26 protein-coding genes are annotated in these 23,949 nt (G+C 43.3%); 15 read left to right on the forward strand and 11 right to left on the reverse strand.

Annotated elements, in window-relative coordinates:
- Window positions 1–2: 2 nt before the first annotated feature.
- A complete protein-coding gene (gene cls / locus AC0DBE_RS18500) occupies window positions 3–1,451 on the reverse strand; it encodes a cardiolipin synthase (protein ID WP_014115473.1) in 1,449 nt (482 codons plus the stop codon).
- Window positions 1,452–1,692: 241 nt separating this feature from the next.
- On the opposite strand from cls, the gene AC0DBE_RS18505 reads away from it, so the two are divergent.
- A complete protein-coding gene (locus AC0DBE_RS18505; RefSeq protein ID WP_014115472.1) occupies window positions 1,693–2,127 on the forward strand; it encodes a DUF5392 family protein in 435 nt (144 codons plus the stop codon).
- A gap of 137 nt (window positions 2,128–2,264) precedes the next feature.
- On the opposite strand, the gene AC0DBE_RS18510 is transcribed toward AC0DBE_RS18505, so the two are convergent.
- The 3 genes from AC0DBE_RS18510 to AC0DBE_RS18520 form a co-directional block, all read right to left on the reverse strand.
- The gene (locus AC0DBE_RS18510) at window positions 2,265–4,055 is read right to left on the reverse strand and encodes an N-acetylneuraminate synthase family protein (protein ID WP_472963254.1); all 1,791 of its coding nucleotides are present in this window, start codon (window positions 4,053–4,055) and stop codon (window positions 2,265–2,267) included.
- 251 nt (window positions 4,056–4,306) lie between these two features.
- On the reverse strand, window positions 4,307–4,825 hold the full coding sequence (locus AC0DBE_RS18515; RefSeq protein WP_072181862.1) for a DUF5362 family protein: 519 nt from the start codon (window positions 4,823–4,825) through the stop codon (window positions 4,307–4,309).
- A complete protein-coding gene (locus AC0DBE_RS18520) occupies window positions 4,822–5,313 on the reverse strand; it encodes a GNAT family N-acetyltransferase (protein ID WP_472963364.1) in 492 nt (163 codons plus the stop codon). Before AC0DBE_RS18520 ends, AC0DBE_RS18515 begins: the two co-directional genes overlap by 4 nt.
- 140 nt (window positions 5,314–5,453) lie before the next feature.
- Between AC0DBE_RS18520 and spoIIQ the strand changes: the two genes are divergently transcribed.
- Window positions 5,454–6,326 (forward strand): stage II sporulation protein spoIIQ, encoded by an 873-nt coding sequence (gene spoIIQ, locus AC0DBE_RS18525; RefSeq protein ID WP_061186472.1) that lies wholly within the window; start codon window positions 5,454–5,456, stop codon window positions 6,324–6,326.
- Window positions 6,327–6,437: 111 nt separating this feature from the next.
- Entirely contained in the window at window positions 6,438–6,875 is a 438-nt protein-coding gene (locus AC0DBE_RS18530) for a VanZ family protein (protein ID WP_072181864.1), read from the forward strand.
- Between the two features lie 25 nt (window positions 6,876–6,900).
- Here AC0DBE_RS18530 and bcrC read toward each other — a convergent pair whose 3' ends face one another.
- From bcrC to amtB, 3 genes are all read right to left on the reverse strand, one after another.
- On the reverse strand, window positions 6,901–7,482 hold the full coding sequence (gene bcrC / locus AC0DBE_RS18535) for an undecaprenyl-diphosphate phosphatase BcrC (RefSeq protein WP_472963258.1): 582 nt from the start codon (window positions 7,480–7,482) through the stop codon (window positions 6,901–6,903).
- Between the two features lie 179 nt (window positions 7,483–7,661).
- Entirely contained in the window at window positions 7,662–8,012 is a 351-nt protein-coding gene (locus tag AC0DBE_RS18540) for a P-II family nitrogen regulator (protein ID WP_003221829.1), read from the reverse strand.
- 11 nt (window positions 8,013–8,023) lie between these two features.
- Complete coding sequence (gene amtB / locus AC0DBE_RS18545; protein ID WP_014115465.1) at window positions 8,024–9,238, reverse strand: ammonium transporter AmtB; 1,215 nt, start codon at window positions 9,236–9,238, stop codon at window positions 8,024–8,026.
- 277 nt (window positions 9,239–9,515) lie between these two features.
- On the opposite strand from amtB, the gene AC0DBE_RS18550 reads away from it, so the two are divergent.
- From AC0DBE_RS18550 to AC0DBE_RS18570, 5 genes are all read left to right on the forward strand, one after another.
- Window positions 9,516–9,977 (forward strand): hypothetical protein, encoded by a 462-nt coding sequence (locus tag AC0DBE_RS18550; RefSeq protein ID WP_014115464.1) that lies wholly within the window; start codon window positions 9,516–9,518, stop codon window positions 9,975–9,977.
- 184 nt (window positions 9,978–10,161) lie between these two features.
- Window positions 10,162–10,731 (forward strand): hydrolase, encoded by a 570-nt coding sequence (locus AC0DBE_RS18555; protein WP_014115463.1) that lies wholly within the window; start codon window positions 10,162–10,164, stop codon window positions 10,729–10,731.
- Window positions 10,731–12,089 (forward strand): MFS transporter, encoded by a 1,359-nt coding sequence (locus AC0DBE_RS18560; RefSeq protein ID WP_472963262.1) that lies wholly within the window; start codon window positions 10,731–10,733, stop codon window positions 12,087–12,089. Before AC0DBE_RS18555 ends, AC0DBE_RS18560 begins: the two co-directional genes overlap by 1 nt.
- 180 nt (window positions 12,090–12,269) lie before the next feature.
- Entirely contained in the window at window positions 12,270–13,742 is a 1,473-nt protein-coding gene (gene pucI / locus AC0DBE_RS18565; protein WP_014115461.1) for an allantoin permease, read from the forward strand.
- A gap of 104 nt (window positions 13,743–13,846) precedes the next feature.
- Entirely contained in the window at window positions 13,847–15,253 is a 1,407-nt protein-coding gene (locus AC0DBE_RS18570) for a right-handed parallel beta-helix repeat-containing protein (RefSeq protein ID WP_472963265.1), read from the forward strand.
- Window positions 15,254–15,347: 94 nt separating this feature from the next.
- On the opposite strand, the gene AC0DBE_RS18575 is transcribed toward AC0DBE_RS18570, so the two are convergent.
- Both AC0DBE_RS18575 and AC0DBE_RS18580 read right to left on the reverse strand, forming a co-directional pair.
- Window positions 15,348–16,538 carry an MFS transporter gene (locus AC0DBE_RS18575; protein ID WP_014115459.1) on the reverse strand — a complete coding sequence of 397 codons (1,191 nt, stop codon included), beginning with the start codon at window positions 16,536–16,538 and terminating at the stop codon, window positions 15,348–15,350.
- Between the two features lie 21 nt (window positions 16,539–16,559).
- Complete coding sequence (locus tag AC0DBE_RS18580; RefSeq protein WP_003235672.1) at window positions 16,560–16,973, reverse strand: MarR family winged helix-turn-helix transcriptional regulator; 414 nt, start codon at window positions 16,971–16,973, stop codon at window positions 16,560–16,562.
- Between the two features lie 224 nt (window positions 16,974–17,197).
- Here AC0DBE_RS18580 and AC0DBE_RS18585 point away from each other — a divergent pair, with 224 nt between their 5' ends.
- From AC0DBE_RS18585 to flhP, 5 genes are all read left to right on the forward strand, one after another.
- Window positions 17,198–17,308 (forward strand): protein usd, encoded by a 111-nt coding sequence (locus tag AC0DBE_RS18585; protein WP_072181869.1) that lies wholly within the window; start codon window positions 17,198–17,200, stop codon window positions 17,306–17,308.
- 14 nt (window positions 17,309–17,322) lie between these two features.
- A complete protein-coding gene (gene spoIIID / locus AC0DBE_RS18590) occupies window positions 17,323–17,604 on the forward strand; it encodes a sporulation transcriptional regulator SpoIIID (protein ID WP_003221804.1) in 282 nt (93 codons plus the stop codon).
- A 178-nt stretch (window positions 17,605–17,782) separates the two neighbouring features.
- Window positions 17,783–18,784 (forward strand): cell shape-determining protein Mbl, encoded by a 1,002-nt coding sequence (mbl, locus tag AC0DBE_RS18595; protein ID WP_014115458.1) that lies wholly within the window; start codon window positions 17,783–17,785, stop codon window positions 18,782–18,784.
- Between the two features lie 159 nt (window positions 18,785–18,943).
- Window positions 18,944–19,756 carry a flagellar hook-basal body complex protein FlhO gene (gene flhO / locus AC0DBE_RS18600; protein WP_472963270.1) on the forward strand — a complete coding sequence of 271 codons (813 nt, stop codon included), beginning with the start codon at window positions 18,944–18,946 and terminating at the stop codon, window positions 19,754–19,756.
- 32 nt (window positions 19,757–19,788) lie between these two features.
- On the forward strand, window positions 19,789–20,598 hold the full coding sequence (gene flhP / locus AC0DBE_RS18605) for a flagellar hook-basal body complex protein FlhP (RefSeq protein ID WP_087987286.1): 810 nt from the start codon (window positions 19,789–19,791) through the stop codon (window positions 20,596–20,598).
- A gap of 20 nt (window positions 20,599–20,618) precedes the next feature.
- Here flhP and rapD read toward each other — a convergent pair whose 3' ends face one another.
- Entirely contained in the window at window positions 20,619–21,683 is a 1,065-nt protein-coding gene (rapD, locus tag AC0DBE_RS18610; RefSeq protein ID WP_072181870.1) for an aspartate phosphatase RapD, read from the reverse strand.
- A 191-nt stretch (window positions 21,684–21,874) separates the two neighbouring features.
- Here rapD and fabZ point away from each other — a divergent pair, with 191 nt between their 5' ends.
- Both fabZ and mscL read left to right on the forward strand, forming a co-directional pair.
- Window positions 21,875–22,300, forward strand: coding sequence for a 3-hydroxyacyl-ACP dehydratase FabZ (fabZ, locus tag AC0DBE_RS18615; RefSeq protein WP_003221796.1), 426 nt, complete (start codon window positions 21,875–21,877; stop codon window positions 22,298–22,300).
- A gap of 73 nt (window positions 22,301–22,373) precedes the next feature.
- A complete protein-coding gene (gene mscL / locus AC0DBE_RS18620; protein WP_242733737.1) occupies window positions 22,374–22,766 on the forward strand; it encodes a large conductance mechanosensitive channel protein MscL in 393 nt (130 codons plus the stop codon).
- 38 nt (window positions 22,767–22,804) lie between these two features.
- On the opposite strand, the gene AC0DBE_RS18625 is transcribed toward mscL, so the two are convergent.
- Entirely contained in the window at window positions 22,805–23,875 is a 1,071-nt protein-coding gene (locus AC0DBE_RS18625; protein WP_309294814.1) for a response regulator, read from the reverse strand.
- Window positions 23,876–23,949: the final 74 nt, after the last annotated feature.

The following is a 23,949-nucleotide window of genomic DNA, read 5'->3' on the forward strand; positions in this document are numbered from 1 at the left end:
TCTTATAAAATCGGCGACAACAGGCGCGAGACGGATTCTTTAATTCGGATCCACAAGGGGCGCTGCAGGTATTCTTCATAGGTGTATTTTCTGGATACGAGCAAATCTTCTTTAAATGTAGAAACCAGTTTTTTCGCAATGGTGATATCGTAAATAAATGCATTAACCTCAAAATTCAGCCTGAAGCTTCGGACATCGATATTCGCTGTGCCGACAGATGCGATTTCGTCATCCACCACGATGGTTTTCGCATGAATAAAGCCATTATCGTAAATATAGACAGTGGCTCCGGCTTTCAGCAGATCGCCGATGTACGAAAGTGTCGCCCAGTATACAAAGGCATGATCAGGCTTGTTCGGGATCATAATATTGACGTCAACACCCGATAGGCACGCGATCCTCAAAGCATCCAGCAGGCTTGCGTCCGGGATAAAATAAGGCGTTTGAATCAAAATGGAACGCTTGGCATTCGAAATCATTTTAATGTAGCCATTTTTAATCTGTTCCCATTCGGAATCCGGTCCGCTTGTGACAATCTGCATCCCGACGTTGCCTTTTGGCCCGTAATCAGGAAAGTGATTCGGAATATATGTCAGCGTATGGTGATGGGAAGCTTGGTTCCAGTCAAGGATGAAACGCGTCTGGATGGCATGCACGGCCGTCCCCTGGAGCCGGATATGCGTATCACGCCAATAACCAAATTTCGGATTAAGCCCGAGATACTCATCTCCGACGTTAAATCCTCCGACATAACCGATTATTCCGTCTATGATGACAAGCTTGCGGTGGTTCCGGTAATTCAGCCGCAAGTTAATTGGCCTGAGTTTTGAAGGGAAAAAGACCTCCACATGCCCGCCGGCCTCGCGGAGCTCTTTAAAAAACTTTTTTCGCAGCGTTCTGGACCCGAGTTCATCATAAAGCACTCTGACCTGAACGCCTTCTTTCGCTTTTTGGATGAGAGCGTCCCGTAATTTTTTGCCTAATTCATCACCTTTATAAATATAATATTGTAAGTGGATATGATCTTTAGCCTTTGAAATGTCATTCAGCAGCCGCTGAAACTTATCCCGTCCATCTGTAATGACGTCAACTGAATTATCCTCAGTGAACACAGCATGATTATTCATGATAAGCATATATATTAAATCTTTGTTATCAAAGGTTGCCCGGTTGTTGAACTGAAATTGCTTGTTTTCTAAGTCTTCAAGCTGATGCTTCAGCAGCTTTTCAATTCCGATCTTTTTTCGGTCCTCCCATTGAAACAAATGCTTACGCCTGAGATTATGGCCGAATAATAAGTATAAAATAAAGCCTAAAACGGGAATAAAGAAAAGAACAAGCAGCCACGCCCAAGATGCGCTGGCATCGCGCCGTTCTTTAAAAATGACAATGATAGCCAAAAGAATATTCAAAATGAAAAAAAGTGATAAAAGGATGGAAGAAATACTCACTTTGTAACCCCGCTCATTCATATTTATCAAGAAGATTGCCATTAGTATTCCATGATTAACAGCGATCTGATTCCCATTACAAATTATAACACTCACATTTTAAAAGAATAAAGAGCGGCGATCCAGATTCTTCGTGAAAAATACGGGCAGATTTCTTTAAAACCAGCTTGCACCTGCGTTAAAATAAACACATATCATAACGTCCGTGAAGCCTTGCAACAAAATAAAGGGGGAGGATTACATGAACTTTTACAGAGTCGAACAAATGCCGGGGTTCATTAAAACAGAAATGCAAAAAATTCAAAAGGCCGTACAGCCTTTCATGAAAAAAACCGTCATTTACCGTTTTCTTGCTATTCCGCTTGCTGCATTCTCTCTCTTTAATTTAGCTGCTTTTCTATTTCACGCCTCAGCTGACAGGGAGTCCTTAATCAGCGCAGGTATATTCGCCCTTTTGGCGGCGCTTGGGCTGGCATTTTTCAAAGAAGCAGGCTATCAGCATAAACAAATCCAAAAAACGGTTCACATCTATATGCTGAACAGGATCAAAAAGAGCGAAATCCTTTCAGAAGAGAGAAAAGACTCCTATACGCGACAGATTAAGGAAGAACCGTTTGCGATGCGAAGTTTTGTAGAATTTTTGACTGAGGAAGACAGACGCAAGAAAATGTATTAAATAAGAACTGCACCCGGAATGTTGGGATTTGCCTGACAATCGGGTGTTTTTTTAGACACTAGGGATGTGGGCAGTCGTAATAAAAATGCACGGTTTCGGAATGGTCCCGAACTCATGCACTGTTTTTTAGCAAGATATTATTTGTTCTCCGATGACAACAGCGTTGCTTTGTTGATTTCCTTCACTAGAGATGTCTGATCGATCCATTTGGTCGACACATCTTGATTTATTTTTGAAACGTGTTGGTTTTCTGATAAATAATCTCTTATCCGGCTGAAATAGAGCGGTTCGTTTTTGACATCCAGGTTTCGATATATTTGTTCAAACAACTCTAAGTCTTTAGGTTCATCCAGTGTTAAACGCCAAGATGGATAATGGAGTTCTTCTGGCAGGCTGACTTGATTGATGGAAAATAGGGAAGGGTTGTTTAAAAAATAAAAAGAAAGATATTCTGTATGGGTTAACGGTTTTGGCTGCTGCACAAGCCGCTGAAGGGCTTCAACAGTAATGACATTACCGGAAATTCCTGCTGAACTTGAAAGCTCCTGAGTATAATCTGCACCTTTTTGCAAGTGCCGGTCAATTAAATATTGAAGCACTTCAGGTGAAACCACTGGACAATCACCTGTCACACGGATAATAATATCGGATTTTGTTAAAGCTGCGGCTTCAAGCATTCTTTCTGCCACATTTTCGGGGGCGCCTCTCACGATTCTGACCTTTCCGTTTAGAGTAAAAGCTTCAAGCGGGTCGTCTTCAGGAAGATTTGACGTTGCCAATACAACTTCATGAACACCAGGGACAGCCAGGCAATTGATTAAACAGCGATCAACAGATGGTATTCCGTAAATAGGGAGCAGCGCTTTTTTCGGCAAACGAGTCGATTTTAGCCGGCATATCACTGCAATCGCAATTCTTGGACTTTTTATTTCGTTGGGTGTAATTGGCTGGTTTAACGATACATTAGCAGTTGCTACTTGAGGAAAAGCGTCCTCGGCTTGTAAGGGCATTAATGCATTCTCATTTCCGCATCTTTTGTAGCTCGTTTTATCCAGTGTAATGATTTCTCCTTTTTTTATATCCCGGTTGGCTGTTACGCGTAATGATGAATCATGCAAATACTTTCTTTCGGATTCCTTTACTTCAGTTGAACCATCTGCAATTTGGGCCTGCTGGAGCTTTTCCGTCATCACTTTGAATTCGTTCGGCTCTAGTGAAGAATAATAATCAAACCCTTTAGCTGCCCGATGTAGGGTAATATGTTTTTCAATAACAGCTGCCCCTGAGAAAAATGCATAGACAGGGAGATCGGCTGCAAGCGGATGATCTGCGTCAATGTGATCCGCAAATCCAATTTGAACCTTGTATCTTTTTTGTAGATGTTGTATCCGTTTTAGGTTAATATCCTCTAATTTTGTCGGATACCCTTGAAATCCGTGCATGAGAATGAGCTGATTTGCCATATGTTGTTTTACAAGCGACATCATCTGATCGATCTCTTCTTCATACCATCCCCCAACTCCGATGAGCACAGGCTTCTCTGTCATACCGATCGTTTTCATGATTTCCGTGGATTGAAGGATGGTTGTTGGAAGCTTTATGCCATCAATGTCATGCTGCAGATGCAAAAAGAGCTCTGCCCCCCATGAATCGAAAATATCCACCCAAATTTCTAATCCAAGTCTTTTTCCATAAGCGACACAATTTTTCCATACATCCTCATTCAAAAACAGCTCGATATATGACTCATAAGCAAAAAAACACGGTGTTGCAATACGGTCATACTTGAACCACTGAAATTTCACACCATCTGCTCCGCTTTCTGCAGCAGCCTTGATGAGTGCTTTGAGGTTCTCCTCTTTTCCTTGATGGGCGTTTGCGATTTCAGCAATGACTTTTACTTTTTCCGAAATGCTGTTACTTTCCAAATGCCCCACTCCTTTATTTTTATTGGGACAATCCTGCAGTGATATGGCAGGTGCCACTTTTGAAAACTGTCTCTAAAAAAAGACCAAGTCGTTTTATTAGATTGTATGCTTGCTTAAGAACTTAGTGTTTGCACCTGCCTGCTTTGATTGGCAAATATCCGTCAAATTGAGGTAAAGGGTGAAAAATGGACAAATAAAAAAGGCATGGTTCCGCTTTGTCTGGAACACATGCCCGGTACTGTTCAATGGCTTTATTCAAAAACTGGATCATCCTCATAATAATAAGAATCCGGATCCTCATACGTATTGGTGTTTTCAAAAGCAGCAATGCCGATAACCACCAGCACGAAAATGGCCAAAATGATTCCGATCAGGCCAGTGACGATACTGGATGCTGCGTAAAACAGCTGCATTTTAATAAATGTCCCGTAATTCTCCAGCATGCTTTCGCCAGCGGTGCCGCTAAGATTTCCTTCGGCTTCCGCGGCTGCTTTTGCTGAACGCATCAGAAAGACGCCCGAAATAATGAGCAGTACGCCCGGAATGGCGCCGATGACTGTCATTAAGGTAGACAGAGTAACCAGCGATCCCATAATGATCAGCAAAATGCCTGAAATTTTGCCCCACTTGGCAATGTCTGATAGCGACTTGACAGCAGAGGCACTCAGCTGGCGGCCCTCACTTTCTGCAGGTTCAATCTCCTGCTCAGCGGGGCTATTTTCTTCATTATGATTTTCAATCTCGTTTTCATCTTTATCCAGACTAATCATGACAGCTCTCTCCCTAAAATTTTTAAATCATATCTTTTGCCGTCCATTTCGGCAATGTCGGGGAATAGTCCCCATTCTGCAAACCCGTGCTTTTCAAACAGCTTCAGGCTTGGTTTATTATGTCCGAAAATGAAGGCCATAAGTGAGCGGATTCCTAGATCCGGCGCAATGCGGAGCGCTTCCTGAAGCAAATACGATCCAACGCCTTTGCCGCGGCATGCTTCGTCAATGTATATGCTGACCTCCGCTGTTTTATTATAGGCGGGCCTTCCGTAAAATGTTTCAAAGCTGATCCAGGCAGCGACGTTCCCGTTTTCGTCCTCGGCAACATAGAGGGGACGTGCCTCTGTATGGCCCAAAAACCATTCCATCCGGTCTTCAGGAGTTACCGGTTCGGTATCGGCTGTTACCATTCGAGAAGCAATCGTTGAATTATAAATCGCAACAACAGCCTCCAGATCTTTATGTTCAGCAAGACGCAATGTCATGTTCATACGTTTTTGGCACTCCTCTCAAAAAAAGACATATTTTCGTATCAGTCTGCGCAAACTACATCTAAAAAAAGTTTTTTTGGATAGGTGTATATATTTTCAGAAAAGTGTTCAGAATGTTGCTGAGGTGATAAACAATGAGAGAGGAAGAAAAGAAAACTTCTCAAGTCAAAAAACTTCAGCAGTTTTTTCGTAAACGCTGGGTGTTCCCTGCAATTTACTTAGTCAGTGCGGCCGTCATTTTAACAGCTGTCCTTTGGTATCAATCTGTATCAAACGATGAAGTGAAGGATCAGTTAGCTGATAACGGCGGAAACTCCGCGTATGACAACAACGACGATGCAGTTGAAGTAGGAAAGTCAATGGAAAATGTCGCAATGCCGGTTGTTGATTCTGAAAACGTTTCTGTTGTGAAAAAGTTCTATGAAACCGATGCCGCAAAAGAAGAAAAAGAAGCAGCACTCGTTACCTATAATAACACGTACAGCCTAAGCAAAGGAATTGACTTAGCTGAGAAAGACGGAAAAGATTTCGATGTTTCTGCTTCTCTGAGCGGTACGGTTGTTAAAGCTGAAAAAGATCCGGTGCTGGGATATGTTGTGGAAGTAGAACATGCCGACGGATTATCAACTGTGTACCAATCTCTTTCTGAAGTAAGTGTTGAGCAAGGTGACAAAGTAAAACAAAACCAAGTGATCGGAAAGTCTGGCAAGAACCTTTACAGCGAAGACAGCGGAAATCACGTACATTTTGAAATCCGTAAAGATGGAGTCGCAATGAACCCGCTGAACTTTATGGACAAGCCGGTTTCTTCTATTGAAAAAGCAGCAGCTGCTGAAGAAAAAGCTGCCACTGAAGAAACAGAAGAATCCATTCAGCAATCTTCCGAGAAAAAGGATGGATCACCTGAAAAAGGAACAGAAGAAAAATCCGGTGAGAAAACGGATGATTCAACTGACAAATCTGGATCTAAAGAAAGCAGCACAACAGAAGACACTGAACAGTCTTAATGTAGAAAACGTCTATCCGTGTGATGGGCGTTTTTTTTCTGTTACTTTTTGCTTTGTTTCACCGTCTATGTAGTTACACATAGGCACGTTCGTTATAAAGGAGGTTATGTCATGAACCGTCTATTGCTCGCGGGTTGGATCTTTTTTATTCTGCTCTCTGTTTGTACGGAAAGCTTCAGCGGCTTGGTCGTATCGCAAACGGTGGCTTTTCATTTTCAGCCGCACCCTGATCTGTCTCAATTTTTAGACATGGATTTTACTGAGCTTACTGTACCTGTAGCGTTTATCCAAAAAATCGGGCACGTGTTTTCTTTCTTTGTGCTGACATACTTGCTGTGGAAACAGCGGGGCAGCATAAAATCAGCTGCAGCCGGCTCATTCGCGTTTGCTTTTTTCACAGAAGTTCTTCAGCTCTTCTTCAGCAGGAACGGATGTATTCGGGATGTGCTCATCGATACTGTTGGAATTGTATTGTTTTGTGGTTTATATGTGTTGGCGAAGCGGAGAAAACATGAAATGTACGAAAAATATGAAAGCCGGCTGTCTTAGGTTCAGACGCCGGCTTTTGTTTTTTCTAGAAATTTTGATCAGTTGGTTTTTTCGTCAGTTTATTGATGATGGCTTCATAGATTCTTACAATCAAATCGACGAATGGGCGAAGCAGATCTGAAAATCTAAAGAATAGGAACCCGATAATGATGGCGACAACAAGGCTGCCCAATACATCTACCGGATAGTGATGCCCTACCCAAATTCTCGAAAAGCCTGTCAAAAGCCCGAAAATGACAAGCGGCCAGCCGATTTTGCGGTTTCTGAAAAGCATCGCAATAGAAATCGCTAACGCACCTGTAGTGTGGTCACTCGGAAATGAAGCATCCGCATCATGCGGAATCAGCGTATGCACGGTGTGCGCAACGAACGGGCGCGGTTCGAAATAAACTTGTGTAATCAAAAAGTTGATGACAAGACCCGCAATTCCTGTAAGTCCCGCGTAAAGCACATTTTTTCTGCTTTGCGTGTTCCCGAACAGCCAGATTGCCAATAGGATAAGGGCATAGGCGACAATCGCATATTCCGTTATGAAGACCATAATAGAATCGAGAACTGAATTGTGATGAGCTAGTCCATGGATGGCTTTAAAGATTTCGTAATTCAAATAATCACCTTTTACATTTTTAATAATAGACTCATTATACTCATAAAAAGTTTCAAATCAAAAAAGAGTTTGCCAAAATGCGTGATGCTTGAAGAGAATTCGAAGGGGGGACAGTGTTTCTGGGGGTTTTTTCTATGCGTAAAAAAAGAGATCCGGAATTCCGAATCTCTTCAAAACGATTACAGTGCTTCAGGTCCTTCCTCGCCGGTGCGGATATTGATTGTATTGCTGATTTCATAGACAAATATTTTACCGTCACCCGGTGATCCCGTTTTCAGAACCCTTTTAGCGGTCTCAGTCACTTGATCAACAGGAACCTTGCTGACTACAATTTCAATTTTTAAACGCTCATATACATTGCTTTCTATTTTTACCCCTCTATAAAGCTCCGTGTGTGCTTTTTGAAGGCCGCAGCCGTGAACATTAGAGAAGGTCAGAGAGGTGACTCCGATTTTTCCGAGTTCCTGCTTCAGCTTTTCAAAATTTGCCGGACGCGTTACAATTTCTACCTTGAACATTTGACCGCTCATAGCGTCACTCCTCACATAGAATCTTGATATGCTTTTTCCCCGTGCATCGTTAAGTCAAGCCCAAGTGATTCTTCTTCTTCGGTTGCGCGAAGGGGAAGGAAGAGGCCTACAATCTTAATAATAACGAAAGTGACAATAAATACAAAAACATAAGTGGCGGCGATGGCTACGATTTGTTTCCAGATTAAGCTTGCATCACCGTAGAATAATCCGTCCGCGCCCGCTGAATTAACAGAGGTTGTCGCGAATAATCCTGTTGCGATCCCGCCCCATGTGCCGCCGATGCCGTGCAGTCCAAAGGCGTCGAGCGCGTCATCGTATCCGAATTTCTTTTTAAGCGAGAATACGCCCCAGAAACAAACCGCTCCGCCAATGATGCCGATAATGATGGAAGCGAAAGGTGTGACAAATCCGGCAGCAGGCGTAATTGCGACAAGTCCGGCGATTGCGCCAGATACCGCTCCGAGCATCGTTGGTTTTTTGTTAATGATCCATTCTACTAAGATCCAGCCGGCAATCCCGGCTGCTGCGGCAGTGTTTGTGTTGATGAAAGCGAACATGGCCACACCATCTAAGGTCAGGGCGCTGCCAACGTTAAAACCGAACCAGCCGAACCAAATCAAAGCCCCTCCTAAGAAGGTGTAAATGAGGTTGTGCGGGGAAGACGCTGTACCGTCTTTCCGTTTACCGAGCACAATAGCGAGAACAAGTCCTGCCACCCCGGAGGAAATATGAACAACGTTGCCGCCGGCGAAATCGAGCGCGCCAAGCTGGCCGATCCAGCCGCCGCCCCACACCCAGTGAGCAACCGGTGTGTAAACCAAAGAAACCCATAAAACCGAGAATAAAAGAAAAGCACCGAATCGCATCCGTTCTGCGAAAGCCCCGGAAATAATGGCTGTAGTCAGAACAGCGAACGTCATTTGGAACATCATAAATAATGAGTGAGGAATGGTATCGCTGTAATCTCCGGGATCAAATCCGACCCCTTTCAGACCGGCCCACTCCAGTCCGCCAATGATCGAATTGCCTGGTGCGAAGGCAAGTGTATATCCGAACAGCACCCAAACGATGGAAACGATGGCAATAGAAGAAAAACTGTGCATTGCAGTGCTCAGCACATTTTTGCTTTTTACCATTCCTCCATAAAATAACGCTAATCCCGGGGTCATCAGCCACACGAGTAAAGCGCAAAAGAACATAAAAACTGTATCGCCCATTTGCATGTCTCATTCCTCCGTATCTTTCAGAATTATTATATTTCTTCATTATAGAGAAAAAAGAATGATAAAACATTTTCATGTAAGATTTCCTAACATGGTTTTTTAGGGAATGTTATCGAGGGATGTAAAGAATGGAAAATGTCATTTTTACGATATAAGTCTTTATATCTATAAAAGAAGCTGTCCATATGAGCAGAAAAGGGAATTGACAATTATTAGATTATTTCATACTGTATTAAGTGTACTAATCCAATTAATACACATTAGGGGAGGATGCGTTATGAATAAAGGCGGCAGGCTGAGGAGAGCGGTAAGTAAATCGATTCCGATGACGTTCCGATTGTTTTTAGCTTTTAATTTTTTCGTGTACGGCCTGGCGAAAGTGGTAATAGGCCAGTTTGGCGAGGTGACGCCTGAAATCGAGGCAGTTGCTGGGAAGGGGTTTACAATTGCGTGGACATTTTTCGGTTATTCTCATGTTTACGAACTGTTTATAGGTTTCGGCGAAATCGTTGCAGCTGTTTTATTACTGATTCCGCGAACATCTGCATTAGGGGCAGTTGTTTTTATGCCGATTATTGTGAACATCGTCTTGATTAACTATTGTTTTGATATTGGCGTGCAGGATCTTAGCACGATATTAATGGTCATGTGTCTCATCCTGCTTTGGGTAGACCGCCGCAAATTCATGGGCATGTTCAGACAGGAGCCGATAAACGGCGGGCAGGTGATGAAGCGATGACACCCCTTATGATTACAGTGCTTGCCGGTCTGTTTGTATGCACGACCTGTTACTTTTACATAAAAGAAAAATCATGAGAAAAGCGCTCCTTCTGAGAGTTTCACAAGCATAATAAAAGAACTTAGGCAGCGTGAAGAGTAAAATATGCAATGCGAGAAACACTAACAGCATCAGGAGGAGACGTATGATGAATACACTCAATATTGATTTTCAAAAAACTGCATTGGTTATCATTGATTTGCAAAAAGGAATTGTGCCGATAGATCAAAGCGGACAGGTTGTCCCAAATGCGAAAAAACTCATCGATGAATTTCGGAAACATAACGGATTTATTAGCTTTGTGAATGTAGCCTTCCATGATGGAGCGGATGCGCTGAAGCCGCAAACGGATGAGCCTGCGCAGGGAGGTTCGGGGGAAATGCCTGCGGACTGGGCTGAATTTGTTCCGGAAATCGGTGTGCAGGATGGAGATTACACTGTGACAAAACGGCAGTGGGGCGCATTTTTCGGCACAGATTTAGATTTGCAGCTGAGACGCCGAGGCATTGACACGATTGTATTGTGCGGCATCGCGACGAACATCGGGGTGGAAAGCACAGCACGCGAGGCATTCCAGCTTGGCTATCAGCAGATTTTTATTACAGATGCCATGTCCACGTTCAGTGAGGAAGAGCATGAAGCCACACTGCGCTTTATTTTCCCGAGAATCGGTAAATCGCGGACAACGGAAGAATTTCTAGCACAAGTGAAATGATGATATCGAAAAAAAGCCGTGCTGTTTTTTTGACAGCGGTGGCTTCAGGGACAATGCTGAATCCGCTGAACTCGTCTATGATTTCTCTTGCGCTCCATAGCATCCAGCATGAATTTCATCTGTCGTTTACAACGGTTGCCTGGCTGATTTCCTCGTTTTACCTGGCGAGTGCCGTAGCTCAGCCTGTAACGGGAAAACTCGGTGATTTGATCGGGCGGAAACGTTTGTTTTTATTCGGGCTCATTCTTGTTGCGGTTTCTGCCATAGGGGCACCGTTTGCGCCAACGTTTATGACATTATTGATCATGCGGCTGTTTCAATCGGTAGGGAGCAGTGCGATTTACCCGTCAGGAGTCGGATTGATTCGGAGTCATATTCATGAGCGGCAGGCATCCGCCTTGGCTGTGCTCTCTATTTTTGCGTCTGCCATGACGGCGCTCGGACCGACTGTCGGCGGTTTTTTGATTGTGTGGGGCGGCTGGCCGGCGATCTTTATCGTCAATTTGCCGTTTATTATCCTCAGCTTTTTCTTAGGCATGTATATGTTCCCGAAAGATCAGAAAAAAGGGGCTGGAATCAAAACGATTATTCGGCAGCTCGACATTCTTGGCATTGTTTTATTTGCCGGAGGAATCATTTTGCTTCTATCTTTTCTGCTGTCATTCAGCACGTCGCCGCATGCGGTTGAAGGTGTGCTTGGCGTGCTTCTGCTCGGTGCATTTGTTTGGCGTGAGCTGAAAACGGAAAAGCCGTTCATTGATGTCCGTCTGTTTAAAACGCAGCGAAATCTATCAGCTGTGTATGTTCAGTTTATTTTGCTGAATGTTTTCTTCTATTGTTTATTTTTTGGGCTGCCGAGTTATTTTCAGGATGAAATGCATCTTTCTGTTCAAACGAGCGGTCTGTTTATGCTGTTTATGTCTGGCATGAGCATCGTAGTGTCACCTATTACGGGCAAATGGATCGACCGATCAGGCGTCGTCAAGCCGATCTTTGCGGGCGCGCTTCTGATGACGGCTGGAGCCGTGCTCTTAACCATCTTTTTTATCAACGCTCAGGTGATCGGGAAAGGCTTTATCCTGTCAATCTTGGGTATAGGCTACGGGCTTGGAAATGTCGCGCTGCAGGCAGCGATGCTGAAAACGAGTCCTTCCAACATGGTAGGAACGACTTCAGGGCTGTTTCAAACCTGCCGTTACTTAGGGTCGATTTTATCTTCGGTGATCCTTGGTATTCTTTTTGGAAAAGAAATCACGGCGGCCCATTTTGATATGATGGGAATCATCATGATCATTGCGGGCGGAGCAAGCCTGTTAATGGCTGTGAGGTTTGCTGCATTAATGAAAACTGCATCATGAGAAAAGAGGCAGACGCTGAGTCTGTCTCTTTTTCTTGTTTAGGCTGTTCAAATAGAAACAGAAAAATTGTATATCATAGCCAATGTTATTGTCTGACTCTTCAGTTATATTAAGTGACATCAAATGTTAGAAAACTGAACATATGACGAAAAACAGATAATATTGAAAGGGGAGCCGGCTATGAAATTAAAAGAGAGCCAGCATCAATCCAACAGACTGAGCAATGAAGATCTGCTGCCTTTGGGACAGGAGAAACGGACGTGGAAAGCAATAAACTTTGCCTCCATTTGGATGGGATGTATACATAATATACCGACCTACGCGACGGTGGGCGGATTAATTGCGATCGGTCTTTCGCCTTGGCAGGTGCTCGCGATTATTATTACGGCATCGCTTATCTTGTTTGGGGCTCTGGCTTTAAACGGCCACGCGGGGACAAAATACGGGCTGCCGTTTCCGGTGATCATCCGTGCTTCTTACGGAATATACGGCGCGAATATCCCAGCGCTTCTAAGGGCGTTTACAGCGATCATGTGGCTTGGCATTCAGACCTTTGCAGGAAGCACGGCGCTGAACATTTTACTTTTAAATATATGGCCGGGCTGGGGAGAAATTGGCGGCGAGTGGAACATCCTCGGCATTCACTTGTCTGGTTTGCTTTCTTTTGTCTTCTTTTGGGCTATTCATTTACTCGTATTGCATCACGGCATGGAATCGATTAAGCGCTTTGAGGTATGGGCAGGCCCTTTAGTGTATTTGGTATTTGGCGGCATGGTATGGTGGGCCGTTGATATTGCCGGAGGACTGGGGCCGATCTATTCTCAGCCAGGAAGGTTCCATACGTTTTCAGAAACGTTCTGGCCGTTTGCTGCCGGAGTTACCGGCATCATCGGCATCTGGGCGACATTGATCTTAAATATACCTGATTTCACGCGGTTTGCAGAAACGCAAAAAGAGCAAATCAAAGGGCAATTTTACGGTTTGCCGGGAACCTTCGCGCTGTTTGCGTTTGCCAGTATTACTGTGACCTCCGGTTCGCAGGTTGCTTTCGGCGAGCCGATTTGGGACGTTGTCGATATTTTGGCGAGGTTTGATAACCCTTATGTCATCGTATTGTCCGTGATTACGCTCTGCATCGCCACGATCTCTGTAAATGTCGCGGCGAACATCGTATCGCCCGCTTATGATATAGCGAATGCCCTGCCGAAATATATTAATTTCAAACGCGGCAGTTTTATCACTGCGTTGCTCGCTTTATTTACGGTTCCGTGGAAGCTGATGGAGAGTGCGACAAGCGTATATGCGTTTCTCGGCTTAATAGGCGGCATGCTTGGTCCGGTGGCAGGCGTGATGATGGCTGATTACTTTATCATTCGCAAACGGGAACTCTCGGTAGATGACCTGTATTCTGAAACAGGGCGGTATGTATATTGTAAAGGCTATAATTACCGTGCGTTTGCAGCCACGATTTTGGGTGCGCTCATCTCGCTGATTGGAATGTATGTTCCTGCATTAAAGAGCTTATACGACATTTCCTGGTTTGTAGGTGTGCTGATTTCATTTCTTTTCTATATTGTTCTGATGCGTGTTCACCCGCCGGCATCATCTGCGATTGAACCGTTTGAATCTAGGCAGGTTCGCCAAGCTGAATAAGATCTATTTCACGCTATATATTCATATTTTTGAAATGGTTTTCCATAAATAGAACATTTATAATTGTTTTAGAAATCTATTCTAAAACGAAATGGGAATCGAATATGAGAAAATTATATTATATTCTTTTGGCGGGTGTTTTAACGTCTGTCATCCTCGCTTTCGTTTTTGATAAGACAAAAGCGAATGAGGAACGATCTGGGGATTGCCTATATGTTTCGCCAAATGGCAGTGATCAAAATGAAGGGACAAAAGAAAAGCCATTTCGTACACTGGCACACGCTTCAGAGGAGGCTGCCCCCGGCACAACTGTCATGATTCGGGGAGGAACGTATCATGAAACACTTGTTGTAAAGCACAGCGGTACGGACGGAAAGCCTATCACATTCCGAAACTATGAAAATGAAAAAGTCGTGATTAGCGGAGAATCCATTGAGGACGCAGAATATGAAACACCGCTCATTCATATTCACGATAAACACGACATTGCCATCAGCGGTTTAACGATTCAAGATCTTTCTGTTTCATCTGAGGAAGCAACTGCTATGGGGATTTATGTATCAGGCTCCAGCAGTCATATTGCCATTAAGAACAATCATGTCCGGGATATTAAGACAACAGCGGATGAAGGAAATGCCCACGGAATCGCGGTCTATGGAACCGGCAGCATGAAAGACATTCAAATTGAGGACAATACGGTTGAGAATCTGACACTTGGAGCGAGTGAGGCGGTTGTGCTGAACGGGAATATTGACGGCTTCACTATTGCGGGCAATGTGGTCCGCAACAATAACAACATCGGGATTGATCTTATCGGTTATGAGGGAACCGCAGACAAAAACGATTATGTGCGAAACGGTGTCGTAGAAAACAATACAGTTTATCAAAACTCGACTTACGGAAACCCAGCTTATGGAGATGATTACTCAGCGGGCGGGATATATGTTGATGGCGGACACAGTATCGATATTAAGAAAAACACAGTTTACGATAACGATATTGGGATTGAAGCAACGTCTGAACACAAAGGGAAATATGCAACTGCTATTCAGATAACAGACAACAAAGTGTACAACAATGCATACACCGGTATTTCAATCGGAGGATATGACAAAAAGCGGGGCGGCACCAGCAATTCTCTGATTGCCCGCAACATTATGTACCGGAATGACACAAAGGGGCTGTATGGCGGACAGCTGCTGCTGCAGTACGATGCGAAAAACAACACAATTGAAAAGAATATATTGACGGCCAGTGAGTCCAGATTATTTATCGGAAACGATTTTACAGAAAATGAAGGGAATACGGTCAATCATAACGTGTACCATAAGGAAGCGGATCAAGACGGCATATGGATGTGGAAAAAGAATGAATACGATTCATTTTCATCGTATCGAAAAGCAACCAATAACGATCAGCGATCCATTTATGCCGATCCGATGTATCGTGATGAAGAGTCCTATGACTTTACGTTAGATCCAGATTCACCTGCACGGCCGGTCATTGAATAATATGCCATAAGCGGCGTTCTCTTCCGTTCAACGGAGCGGGCGCCGCTTTTTATATGCAAAAAAAGACTGCCGGCAATTCCCGGCAGTCTGAGCGTTATTCTGCAATAGACACTTTTCCTTCAGCTTCAGCAGGTTTTTTCTGGCTCCACGCGTAGAGAAGCAGAGCAATCAGAACGAACAGCCCCGCTGATAAATAAATGGCAGAGAAGCCGGCAGATGCTACAAACAATCCAAAAACATACGATCCTACAGCAATTCCGCTGTCAAAGAAGGTAAAGAACGTTGCCGTTGCAAAACCTGAGCGGTGCGCGGGAGATTTCTGGATCGCCAATGTTTGCATGCAAGGAACGATTGATCCGTATCCGAGACCGATAACCGCGCCTGAAAGAAGGAGCATTAAGCCGCTGTGTGTGAAGGACAGCATGCAGAGCCCCACTGAGAAAATCAAGATAGATGGGTAAATGACAATTCCCGGTCCGACTTTGTCGAACAATTTCCCTGTGAACGGGCGTGCAACCATCATTGTCACCGCAAAGCAAACAAAGAAATATCCGCTGATATTCGAAAGATCAACTGATTTGGCGAATACAGACAAATACGCTGTGACAGTTGAATAACAGAAAGAAATAAATAAACCGACCGTCGCAATCTTAAGTGCGCCTTTTTCAAACATATCCGAGAACGAAAAACGGAATACAGTCGTGCCGCTGTCTTGGTTTTGGGGCACCTTTATCAAGAACGAAACAAGCAAGCCTGCAACCATAAACAGCGCAAAGGCTGTAAAGAATACAGAGAAGCTTACGACCTTCATCAAGTTCAATCCAAGGAAAGGCCCGATTGCCATGGCGAGGTTCATAGACATGGCAAAGTATCCAAGCCCTTCACCGCGGCGTTTGGCCGGAATAATATCCGCTGCAATTGCACCTGTAACAGTCGTTAAAATGCTGAACCAAATTCCTTGGAAGAACCGCAAGCCAAGCAGCAGGTAAAAGTTATGAATCGGCATATACAGAAAAGAAGAAAGGGCGAATAACGCCATTGAGACAATTGCCATTCTTTTCTTCCCGAAACGCTCAACGATGGCTCCGGAGAAAGGCCGTGTAATGATCGCTGACAGAAGGAACAGGCTGATTAAAAGCCCGCCTTGTGATTCTGTGCCGCCAAGCTCTTGAAGCGTATAGATCGGCAGTACAGTTAAAAATGTATAAAAGAACACAAACACAAATAAATTGACAAGCAGGACCATAATAAAATCCTTGGTCCATATCGCATCCGTTTTTTTCAAATGTATGTCACTTCCTTATTTTCATTGTTGTAAAAACATGCGAAATAAATGAGAAAAAGCTTCCTTATCTTCATCTCGGAAATCTGCAAGCAGTTCTTCCTCGAATTTCAGCATTTTCACATTGATTTCTTCGTATTTTTTCTCGGCTTCTTTTGTGAGGACAACAAGTTTTTCCCGTTTGTCTTCACCTTGCCGTCTCTGTACCCAACCGTTTTCCTCCAGACGTTTGATCGTCCGTGTCACAGTCGGCGCTTCCACATTTAAATAGGACCAAATCTCTTTTTGAGTCATTGGTCCGATCGTACGCAAACAATATAAAACTGACCATTGAGATGAATAAAGGCCGAATGGCTCCAGCTGTTCATTGGCTTTCTTGGCAATCAGGCGGGCGCTTTGGTTGATTTGATGAATGAGGTGTCTGTTGACGTAGGTCATTTCGTTCTCCTTCTAAAAAACTTACCTAAGTAACTAATTGCTTTTTTCATTTTACAGGAGCGGTGAATGGATGTAAAGATAAAAATTTAGTGACGCGAAATAGTTAGCTAAAGCCGAAAAAGTTCGTTTCACCCCTTGTCCTTATTGAGTTTTTAGCATATTCCCAACAGAATGCTAATACACTGTTACAAACCTAACAAAGAGAGTGTTTGAGGTGAGGGATCGTGGGCATATTTCACAAACTTACTTTTAAAACCATACAACGAAGAAGCGGCATAATGAATGACTCTTTACACAATACGGATCTCATTTCACACTTCTCACATCCATTTTAGGGAGGTCGAGTGGTGTGCACGATTACATCAAAGAGCGAACAATCAAGATAGGGAAGTACATCGTGGAGACAAAGAAAACCGTTCGTGTCATTGCGAAGGAATTTGGTGTTTCCAAAAGTACAGTACACAAGGATTTAACAGAGCGTCTGCCTGAAATTAACCCTGACTTGGCAAACGAAGTGAAAGAAATACTCGATTATCATAAATCCATCAGGCATTTAAGAGGAGGAGAAGCGACAAAACTCAAATATAAAAAAGATGAAATTCTCGAAGGAGAGCCTGTTCAGCAATCGTAATTACCAGCTGTTATCAGTTGGCATTGTCTTCTTGAAATCGTTCATAAAACATCCGCAAAAATTTGTAAAGAACTTAATGCGCTTCCAACTTTTTTTCTATATTTTATGATAATATATATAATTAGGGCACAATGTGGATATTTACTGTGAAACAGATTTTCAAGGAGGATATAAATAGATGTTTGCAAGGGATATTGGTATTGACCTCGGTACTGCAAATGTACTGATCCATGTTAAAGGTAAAGGAATTGTTCTAAATGAACCTTCCGTAGTTGCACTTGATAAAAACAGCGGCAAAGTGCTGGCGGTTGGCGAAGAGGCAAGACGAATGGTTGGACGTACACCTGGGAATATTGTTGCGATTCGCCCGCTGAAAGACGGAGTTATTGCTGACTTTGAAGTAACAGAAGCAATGCTGAAGCATTTTATTAACAAGTTGAATGTAAAAGGCTTGTTCTCAAAACCGCGCATGCTCATTTGCTGCCCGACGAATATTACATCCGTTGAGCAAAAAGCAATCAAAGAAGCCGCAGAAAAAAGCGGCGGTAAACATGTGTACCTTGAAGAAGAACCTAAAGTTGCCGCTATCGGCGCGGGTATGGAAATATTCCAGCCAAGCGGTAACATGGTTGTAGACATCGGAGGCGGGACGACGGATATCGCGGTTATTTCAATGGGCGATATTGTCACCTCCTCTTCTATTAAAATGGCTGGGGACAAGTTTGACATGGAAATCTTAAATTACATCAAACGCGAGTACAAGCTGCTGATCGGCGAACGTACTGCGGAAGATATTAAGATTAAAGTCGCAACAGTTTTCCCAGACGCACGTCAAGAGGAAATTTCCATTCGCGGACGGGACATGGTTTCCGGTCTTCCTAGAACAATTACAGTAAACAGCAAAGAAGTAGAAGAAGCCCTTCGCGAATCTGTAGCTGTTATTGTGCAGGCGGCGAAACAAGTGCTTGAAAGAACACCGCCTGAGCTTTCTGCTGATATCATTGACCGCGGTGTTATCATTACCGGCGGCGGAGCGCTCTTAAATGGCCTCGACCAGCTGCTTGCTGAAGAGCTGAAGGTTCCAGTGCTTGTTGCTGAAAATCCAATGGATTGTGTAGCAGTCGGCACAGGTGTCATGCTTGATAATATGGACAAGCTTCCTAAACGCAAACTAAGCTGATCACTTAAACCTCATTCTGAAAAAGAATGGGGTTTTTTTATGAAAACTCTTCACGAATTGATGAGAAATGCCGATAATAGGGTAAAATACTGAATTCTATTATAGAACGAATGTTCCTATGTGACAACTGGAAAAAATGCCATTTTAGAGGTGGGAAACTTGTTAAAAGGATTATATACAGCAACATCCGCAATGATTGCCCAGCAGCGAAGAACGGAAATGCTTTCAAATAATATTGCAAATGCAAATACATCCGGATATAAAGCTGATCAAGGCTCTATGCGCGCGTTCCCTGAGATGCTGCTCAGCAGAATAGAATCAAAATCTCCGGCCGGAACATCAAGGACGGAAATCGGTTCCGTGAATACCGGTGTGTATATGCAGGAGCTTAAGCCCCTTTTCACACAGGGGAGCTTGAAGTCCACAGATCAGCCTACAGACATCACATTGGTCGAAAATCAAGTTCCGGTTAATACGGAAACCAATGAAAACGCGGCTCTTTTTTACCCGGTTCAGACAGCGGACGGAATCCGTTATTCAAAAAGCAGCACTTTTTCACTAAATGAGAATAATCAGCTGACGATCAACGGGCGTCCTATTTTATCGACGGATAGCCAGCCGATTACTGTTGATAATGAGAACTTCACTGTGTCTGAAAACGGTACTGTGACAACGAACGGACGGACAGCTGGCCAGATTGATGTCAGAATGGCGGAGGATGTCCGCAATCTGAAAAGGGACGGAAATGATCTGTACAGCACGGCAGCCGGCAATGATCTGCCAAGCGCAGCCGGCAATAACCAGGTATCCTATTCATTAAAACAAGGCGTCTCGGAGCTTTCAAACGTGGATGTGACAAGTGCTTATACAGAAATGACTGAAGCGTACAGATCGTTTGAGGCCAATCAGAAGGTTATTCAGGCTTACGATAAAAGTATGGATAAAGCAGCCAATGAAATCGGAAAAATCTAAGATAACGGAAGAAAAAACGGGGGACATCAACTATGCTCAGGTCAATGCTAACGGCATCAACAACCTTAAACCAGCTGCAGCAGCAGATTGACACAATCAGCAGCAACCTTTCAAACAGCAACACAACCGGCTATAAGGCAAAAGATACGAATTTTTCTGAGCTAGTCAGACAGCAATTCGATCAGGTTGATGAAAAAAATGAGGAAGTGGCAAAAGCCCGAAAAACGCCGCCCGGCTTGCGCCTTGGCGTCGGAGCGATGATGAATTCACGCCTTGTATCTGATCAAGGAAGCATTCAGAAGACGGATCGCGATCTGGATATCGCGTTTACGTCTCCATACCAATATCTTCAGGTTAACGTGAATGGAAACCGCCAGTACACGAGGGACGGAGCGCTGTATGTAACGCCTTCAGCTGCAAATGCCAACCAGCTTCAGCTCGTTACTGGAAATGGGAATCCGGTGCTTGATGAAAACGGCAATACAGTGAACATCGACAGCTCAATGAAGAATATCACCATCAATAAAAACGGCACGTTAACCGCATCTGACGGAAACGCGGTCCAGCGGTTTAATCTCGGAGTTGTCCAAGTGAATAACCCTCAAGAGCTGAAATCGGAAGGAAATAACCTGTTCTCTATTGATAATGCGGCAGCTTTTGAAGAGCTGAATGGCGCTAATAGACAAAACATCGGCATAGAGCAGGGCTCGCTTGAGATGTCCAATGTCGATATTTCAGAACAAATGACAGATTTGATCACGTCCCAGCGTTCATATCAGCTGAACAGCAGAACGATTACAATGGGAGATCAAATGCTCGGTTTAATCAATTCAGTCAGATAATAAGAAATGGGCGTTTTCAATCAGCCGCGCAGGATAAAAAAAGCGGCTTTTTCGAAATCGTCCTTTTTTTTGTAGTATTCCGTGATATCTTCTAAAAGCACCTCTAAATCCACCCACGCTTCAATTTTTTCTAATTCAAGCACATATTCGAGCAGCTGATCATAAGGGTCTTCAACTGATGTGTAGAGCGCTTCGAGCGTTTTTAATTTTAGATAAATGGTTTGAATGTCTACCTTTTCTGATAATTCTTTCCCTTTTTGCAGGACGGCTTTCGCTTCTGTGACCTTTCCTGTTTTAAAAAGCGCTCTGACAGATTCGTACACACAGTGCAGATACGAGACGGGAGAATTCGTTTCAAATTCTTGATTCCTTAATACTTTTTTAAAGTAAAGAAGCGCTTCCTGGTCTTTTTTTTCGGTTGCTTTTAAAAAGCCAAGGTTATAATAAGCGTGGCAAAGCAGGTTTTCGTCATGTAATTGCTGGGTTTTCCTAATGATTTCTTTAAAAAGCTGTTCAGCTTTTTCATAGCGTTCTTGATCAATATAATTAACGGCGAGCAAAAGCTTGCAGGTGATCACCTTTTTTATATAGCCGAATTGGTGTAAATAGATGTGTAATGCTTTTTTGACGTATTGGATGGAAAGCGGCGGTGATTTCATCAAGTAATAGGCGCCAGCGGTTTGATAATATAAATCAGCGGCTTCAAACGTGTTTTGAATGGCGGCCAGGTACTGTTCAGCTTTTTTAAAATGATTCACTGCATGTTTCGGAGCTGTTTTTACCATTTCATATAATCCTGAGAAAAAATACAGATAATATTTCAATTCATCATCCATTTTGTCTTCCAGGCCGTATAGATCATCGAATAATGAATCAAGTCCGTTCTGGTTTTCAAAAAGCAGCTGATGGCGGGCCTGAAACAATTGATAACGCATCCAAAGTTTTGAGTTCTTTTTGATCTTCGGAAGGTGCTGGTCGATTTTCTCTTTCAGTGTGCAAACGTGATTCATTTTGCGTTTGCTCATTGCGGAATACCACTCGTCTAACATGTTTTGCATCCTTTTTTCAATAAACTTCGAAATCATTTTCCTACCTCTTTGCTATTGGTAAAATCTATAATTATCATATCATAACTTTTGACGGCTCTCATTGACAGTTGGTTACATTTTAGCGCGGTTGAAAAAGAGATTAATTCATAATATACTTTTCAAATGTACAGATTGGATCTTTAATGATTGCTATACATACTAATGCAGATGAAGGAGATGTCAAGAGAATGCTTGATACTCAGCAAATTAAAGAAATTATTCCTCACCGTTATCCGTTTTTGCTTGTAGACCGGATTACGGAAGTTGAAGAGGGCAAACGGGCAAAAGGCTATAAAAATGTAACCGCAAATGAAGAGTTCTTTAACGGGCATTTTCCTCAGTATCCGGTAATGCCCGGCGTATTAATCGTAGAAGCGCTTGCTCAAGTCGGAGCCGTTGCGATGCTGATTAAAGAAGAAAATCGCGGCAGACTGGCGTTCTTTGCAGGTATTGATAATTGCCGGTTTAAAAAACAAGTCAAGCCTGGTGATCAGCTTCACCTTGAGGTTGAAATCATTCGTGCGCGCGGCACAATCGGACGCGGAAAAGGCGTTGCCACAGTTGATGGCGAAGTCGTTTGCGAAGTCGAACTGACTTTTGCCCTCGGAGAATAAATGAAAAAAGGCAGATGGGCAGCGGCACATTTGTCTTTTTTTCTTTCAAAACATGAGAAAAGCAGGTGATTGTATGTGGAATGAATTTAAGGCTTTTGCCATGCGCGGGAACATCGTTGACCTCGCGATTGGTGTTGTAATAGGCGGCGCGTTCGGGAAGATCGTCACATCTCTAGTCAATGATATCATCATGCCTTTAGTCGGCTTGCTGCTAGGAGGGCTTGATTTTTCAGGTTTATCGTTTACGTTTGGCGATGCTGTGGTGAAGTACGGCAGCTTTATACAGACAATTGTGAACTTCTTAATCATATCGTTTTCCATATTTATTGTGATTCGGATTTTGAATGGGTTAAGGCGCAAAAAAGAAGCAGAAGAAGAGGCGGCGGAGGAAACGCCGGATGCGCAAGAGGAGCTGCTGAAGGAAATCAGAGATCTGCTAAAGCAGCAAACAAAGTCGCCGGAATAAAAAGACTGCCGTTTTGAAACGGCAGTCTTTTTTTATTTTCAATTCCTTTCACTTAATGCTGCGGGGCTTTCTGTTGTTACAGCGAGATGAATGAGCATTGAAACAGAGGTGCCGGCATCCGGAGTGCTGCTTATCTTCAATTCACTTCCGCAAAAATGTTTCAGCCGCTGGTTGATATTTTTCAATCCGACGCTGCGATCGAAATCCGCAGATAAGAGATCTTCTCGTTTTTCCGGAGCTATGCCGGCACCGTTATCTTCTACTTTGATGTAATACTCATTCTCGCTTTGTTTTTTAGCTGTCAGCTTGACCCATCCTCCGCCTCTTTTCTTGCTGACGCCGTGAAGAACGGCATTTTCCACCAAGGGCTGAATCATTAAAGGAGGAAGGATAAAGTCAATGTCTTCTTCTATATCAAAAATGATGTCCAGCCGATCGCCGAAGCGTGTCTTTTCTATGGAAAGATAGGAACTGATAATAGAAAGCTCATGTTTGAATGAACTGATGGCAGATGTATTTTGGAAATCAAAACTCATTCTTAAATAGTTGGTAAATTCCTCTGTTACCTCCCGCGCTTTTTCAATATCCAAATGGCTGAGAGAAATGATCGTGTTTAATACATTGTAAAGAAAATGAGGTTTGATTTGCGATTGGAGAAATGCCATTTCCATTCTTGTGGCTTGATTTGCTGTATGTTTCATCATAATCAGGTTTTTGATACGCGCCATAAATTCAGAGTAATGATAAGGTTTTTGCAAAATGTCATTCGCTCCGGCATGAAAAGCCTTGTATTTGTCATGGCCGATAATGGCTGCTGTAATGATCAGAACGGGAAGATCAACCAAGCTGAATCGTTCACGAATTTTCGTACAGACTTCAAAACCCGACATATCCGGCATCATCAAGTCCAAAATAACCAAATCAAGCTTCGTGCAAGAGATGACTTCTAATGCTTCCTTTCCGTTTTTTGCAGCAATTACATTGTAGGGTACACCTTCAAGCATATCGCTTAAAATTTTTAAACTGTCAAGGTTATCATCGACAATCAGAATGGTTGGAGCGTCAGTTTTCTCAGAGTAATAAGGCGTTTTCAAAGAGATATCTGACATATTTATCTCGGATTGTAAATCAGAAAGACCCTTCTTTGTTTCAGGCACAGATTCATTTTGAGCAATTGGCAATG

This window comes from Bacillus sp. VA15, assembly GCF_055721145.1.

Coding starts and splice junctions, on each gene's coding strand:
- AC0DBE_RS18625 (WP_309294814.1), bottom strand. CDS start 23,875: ATGTCAGATATCTCTTTGAAAACGCCTTATTACTCTGAGAAAACTGAC.
- pucI (WP_014115461.1), top strand. CDS start 12,270: ATGAAATTAAAAGAGAGCCAGCATCAATCCAACAGACTGAGCAATGAA.
- AC0DBE_RS18570 (WP_472963265.1), top strand. CDS start 13,847: ATGAGAAAATTATATTATATTCTTTTGGCGGGTGTTTTAACGTCTGTC.
- AC0DBE_RS18555 (WP_014115463.1), top strand. CDS start 10,162: ATGATGAATACACTCAATATTGATTTTCAAAAAACTGCATTGGTTATC.
- AC0DBE_RS18520 (WP_472963364.1), bottom strand. CDS start 5,313: ATGACATTGCGTCTTGCTGAACATAAAGATCTGGAGGCTGTTGTTGCG.
- AC0DBE_RS18530 (WP_072181864.1), top strand. CDS start 6,438: ATGAACCGTCTATTGCTCGCGGGTTGGATCTTTTTTATTCTGCTCTCT.
- AC0DBE_RS18505 (WP_014115472.1), top strand. CDS start 1,693: ATGAACTTTTACAGAGTCGAACAAATGCCGGGGTTCATTAAAACAGAA.
- mscL (WP_242733737.1), top strand. CDS start 22,374: ATGTGGAATGAATTTAAGGCTTTTGCCATGCGCGGGAACATCGTTGAC.
- AC0DBE_RS18515 (WP_072181862.1), bottom strand. CDS start 4,825: ATGATTAGTCTGGATAAAGATGAAAACGAGATTGAAAATCATAATGAA.
- rapD (WP_072181870.1), bottom strand. CDS start 21,683: ATGATTTCGAAGTTTATTGAAAAAAGGATGCAAAACATGTTAGACGAG.
- AC0DBE_RS18540 (WP_003221829.1), bottom strand. CDS start 8,012: ATGAGCGGTCAAATGTTCAAGGTAGAAATTGTAACGCGTCCGGCAAAT.
- flhP (WP_087987286.1), top strand. CDS start 19,789: ATGCTCAGGTCAATGCTAACGGCATCAACAACCTTAAACCAGCTGCAG.
- AC0DBE_RS18550 (WP_014115464.1), top strand. CDS start 9,516: ATGAATAAAGGCGGCAGGCTGAGGAGAGCGGTAAGTAAATCGATTCCG.
- spoIIQ (WP_061186472.1), top strand. CDS start 5,454: ATGAGAGAGGAAGAAAAGAAAACTTCTCAAGTCAAAAAACTTCAGCAG.
- mbl (WP_014115458.1), top strand. CDS start 17,783: ATGTTTGCAAGGGATATTGGTATTGACCTCGGTACTGCAAATGTACTG.
- amtB (WP_014115465.1), bottom strand. CDS start 9,238: ATGCAAATGGGCGATACAGTTTTTATGTTCTTTTGCGCTTTACTCGTG.
- AC0DBE_RS18580 (WP_003235672.1), bottom strand. CDS start 16,973: ATGACCTACGTCAACAGACACCTCATTCATCAAATCAACCAAAGCGCC.
- fabZ (WP_003221796.1), top strand. CDS start 21,875: ATGCTTGATACTCAGCAAATTAAAGAAATTATTCCTCACCGTTATCCG.
- AC0DBE_RS18560 (WP_472963262.1), top strand. CDS start 10,731: ATGATATCGAAAAAAAGCCGTGCTGTTTTTTTGACAGCGGTGGCTTCA.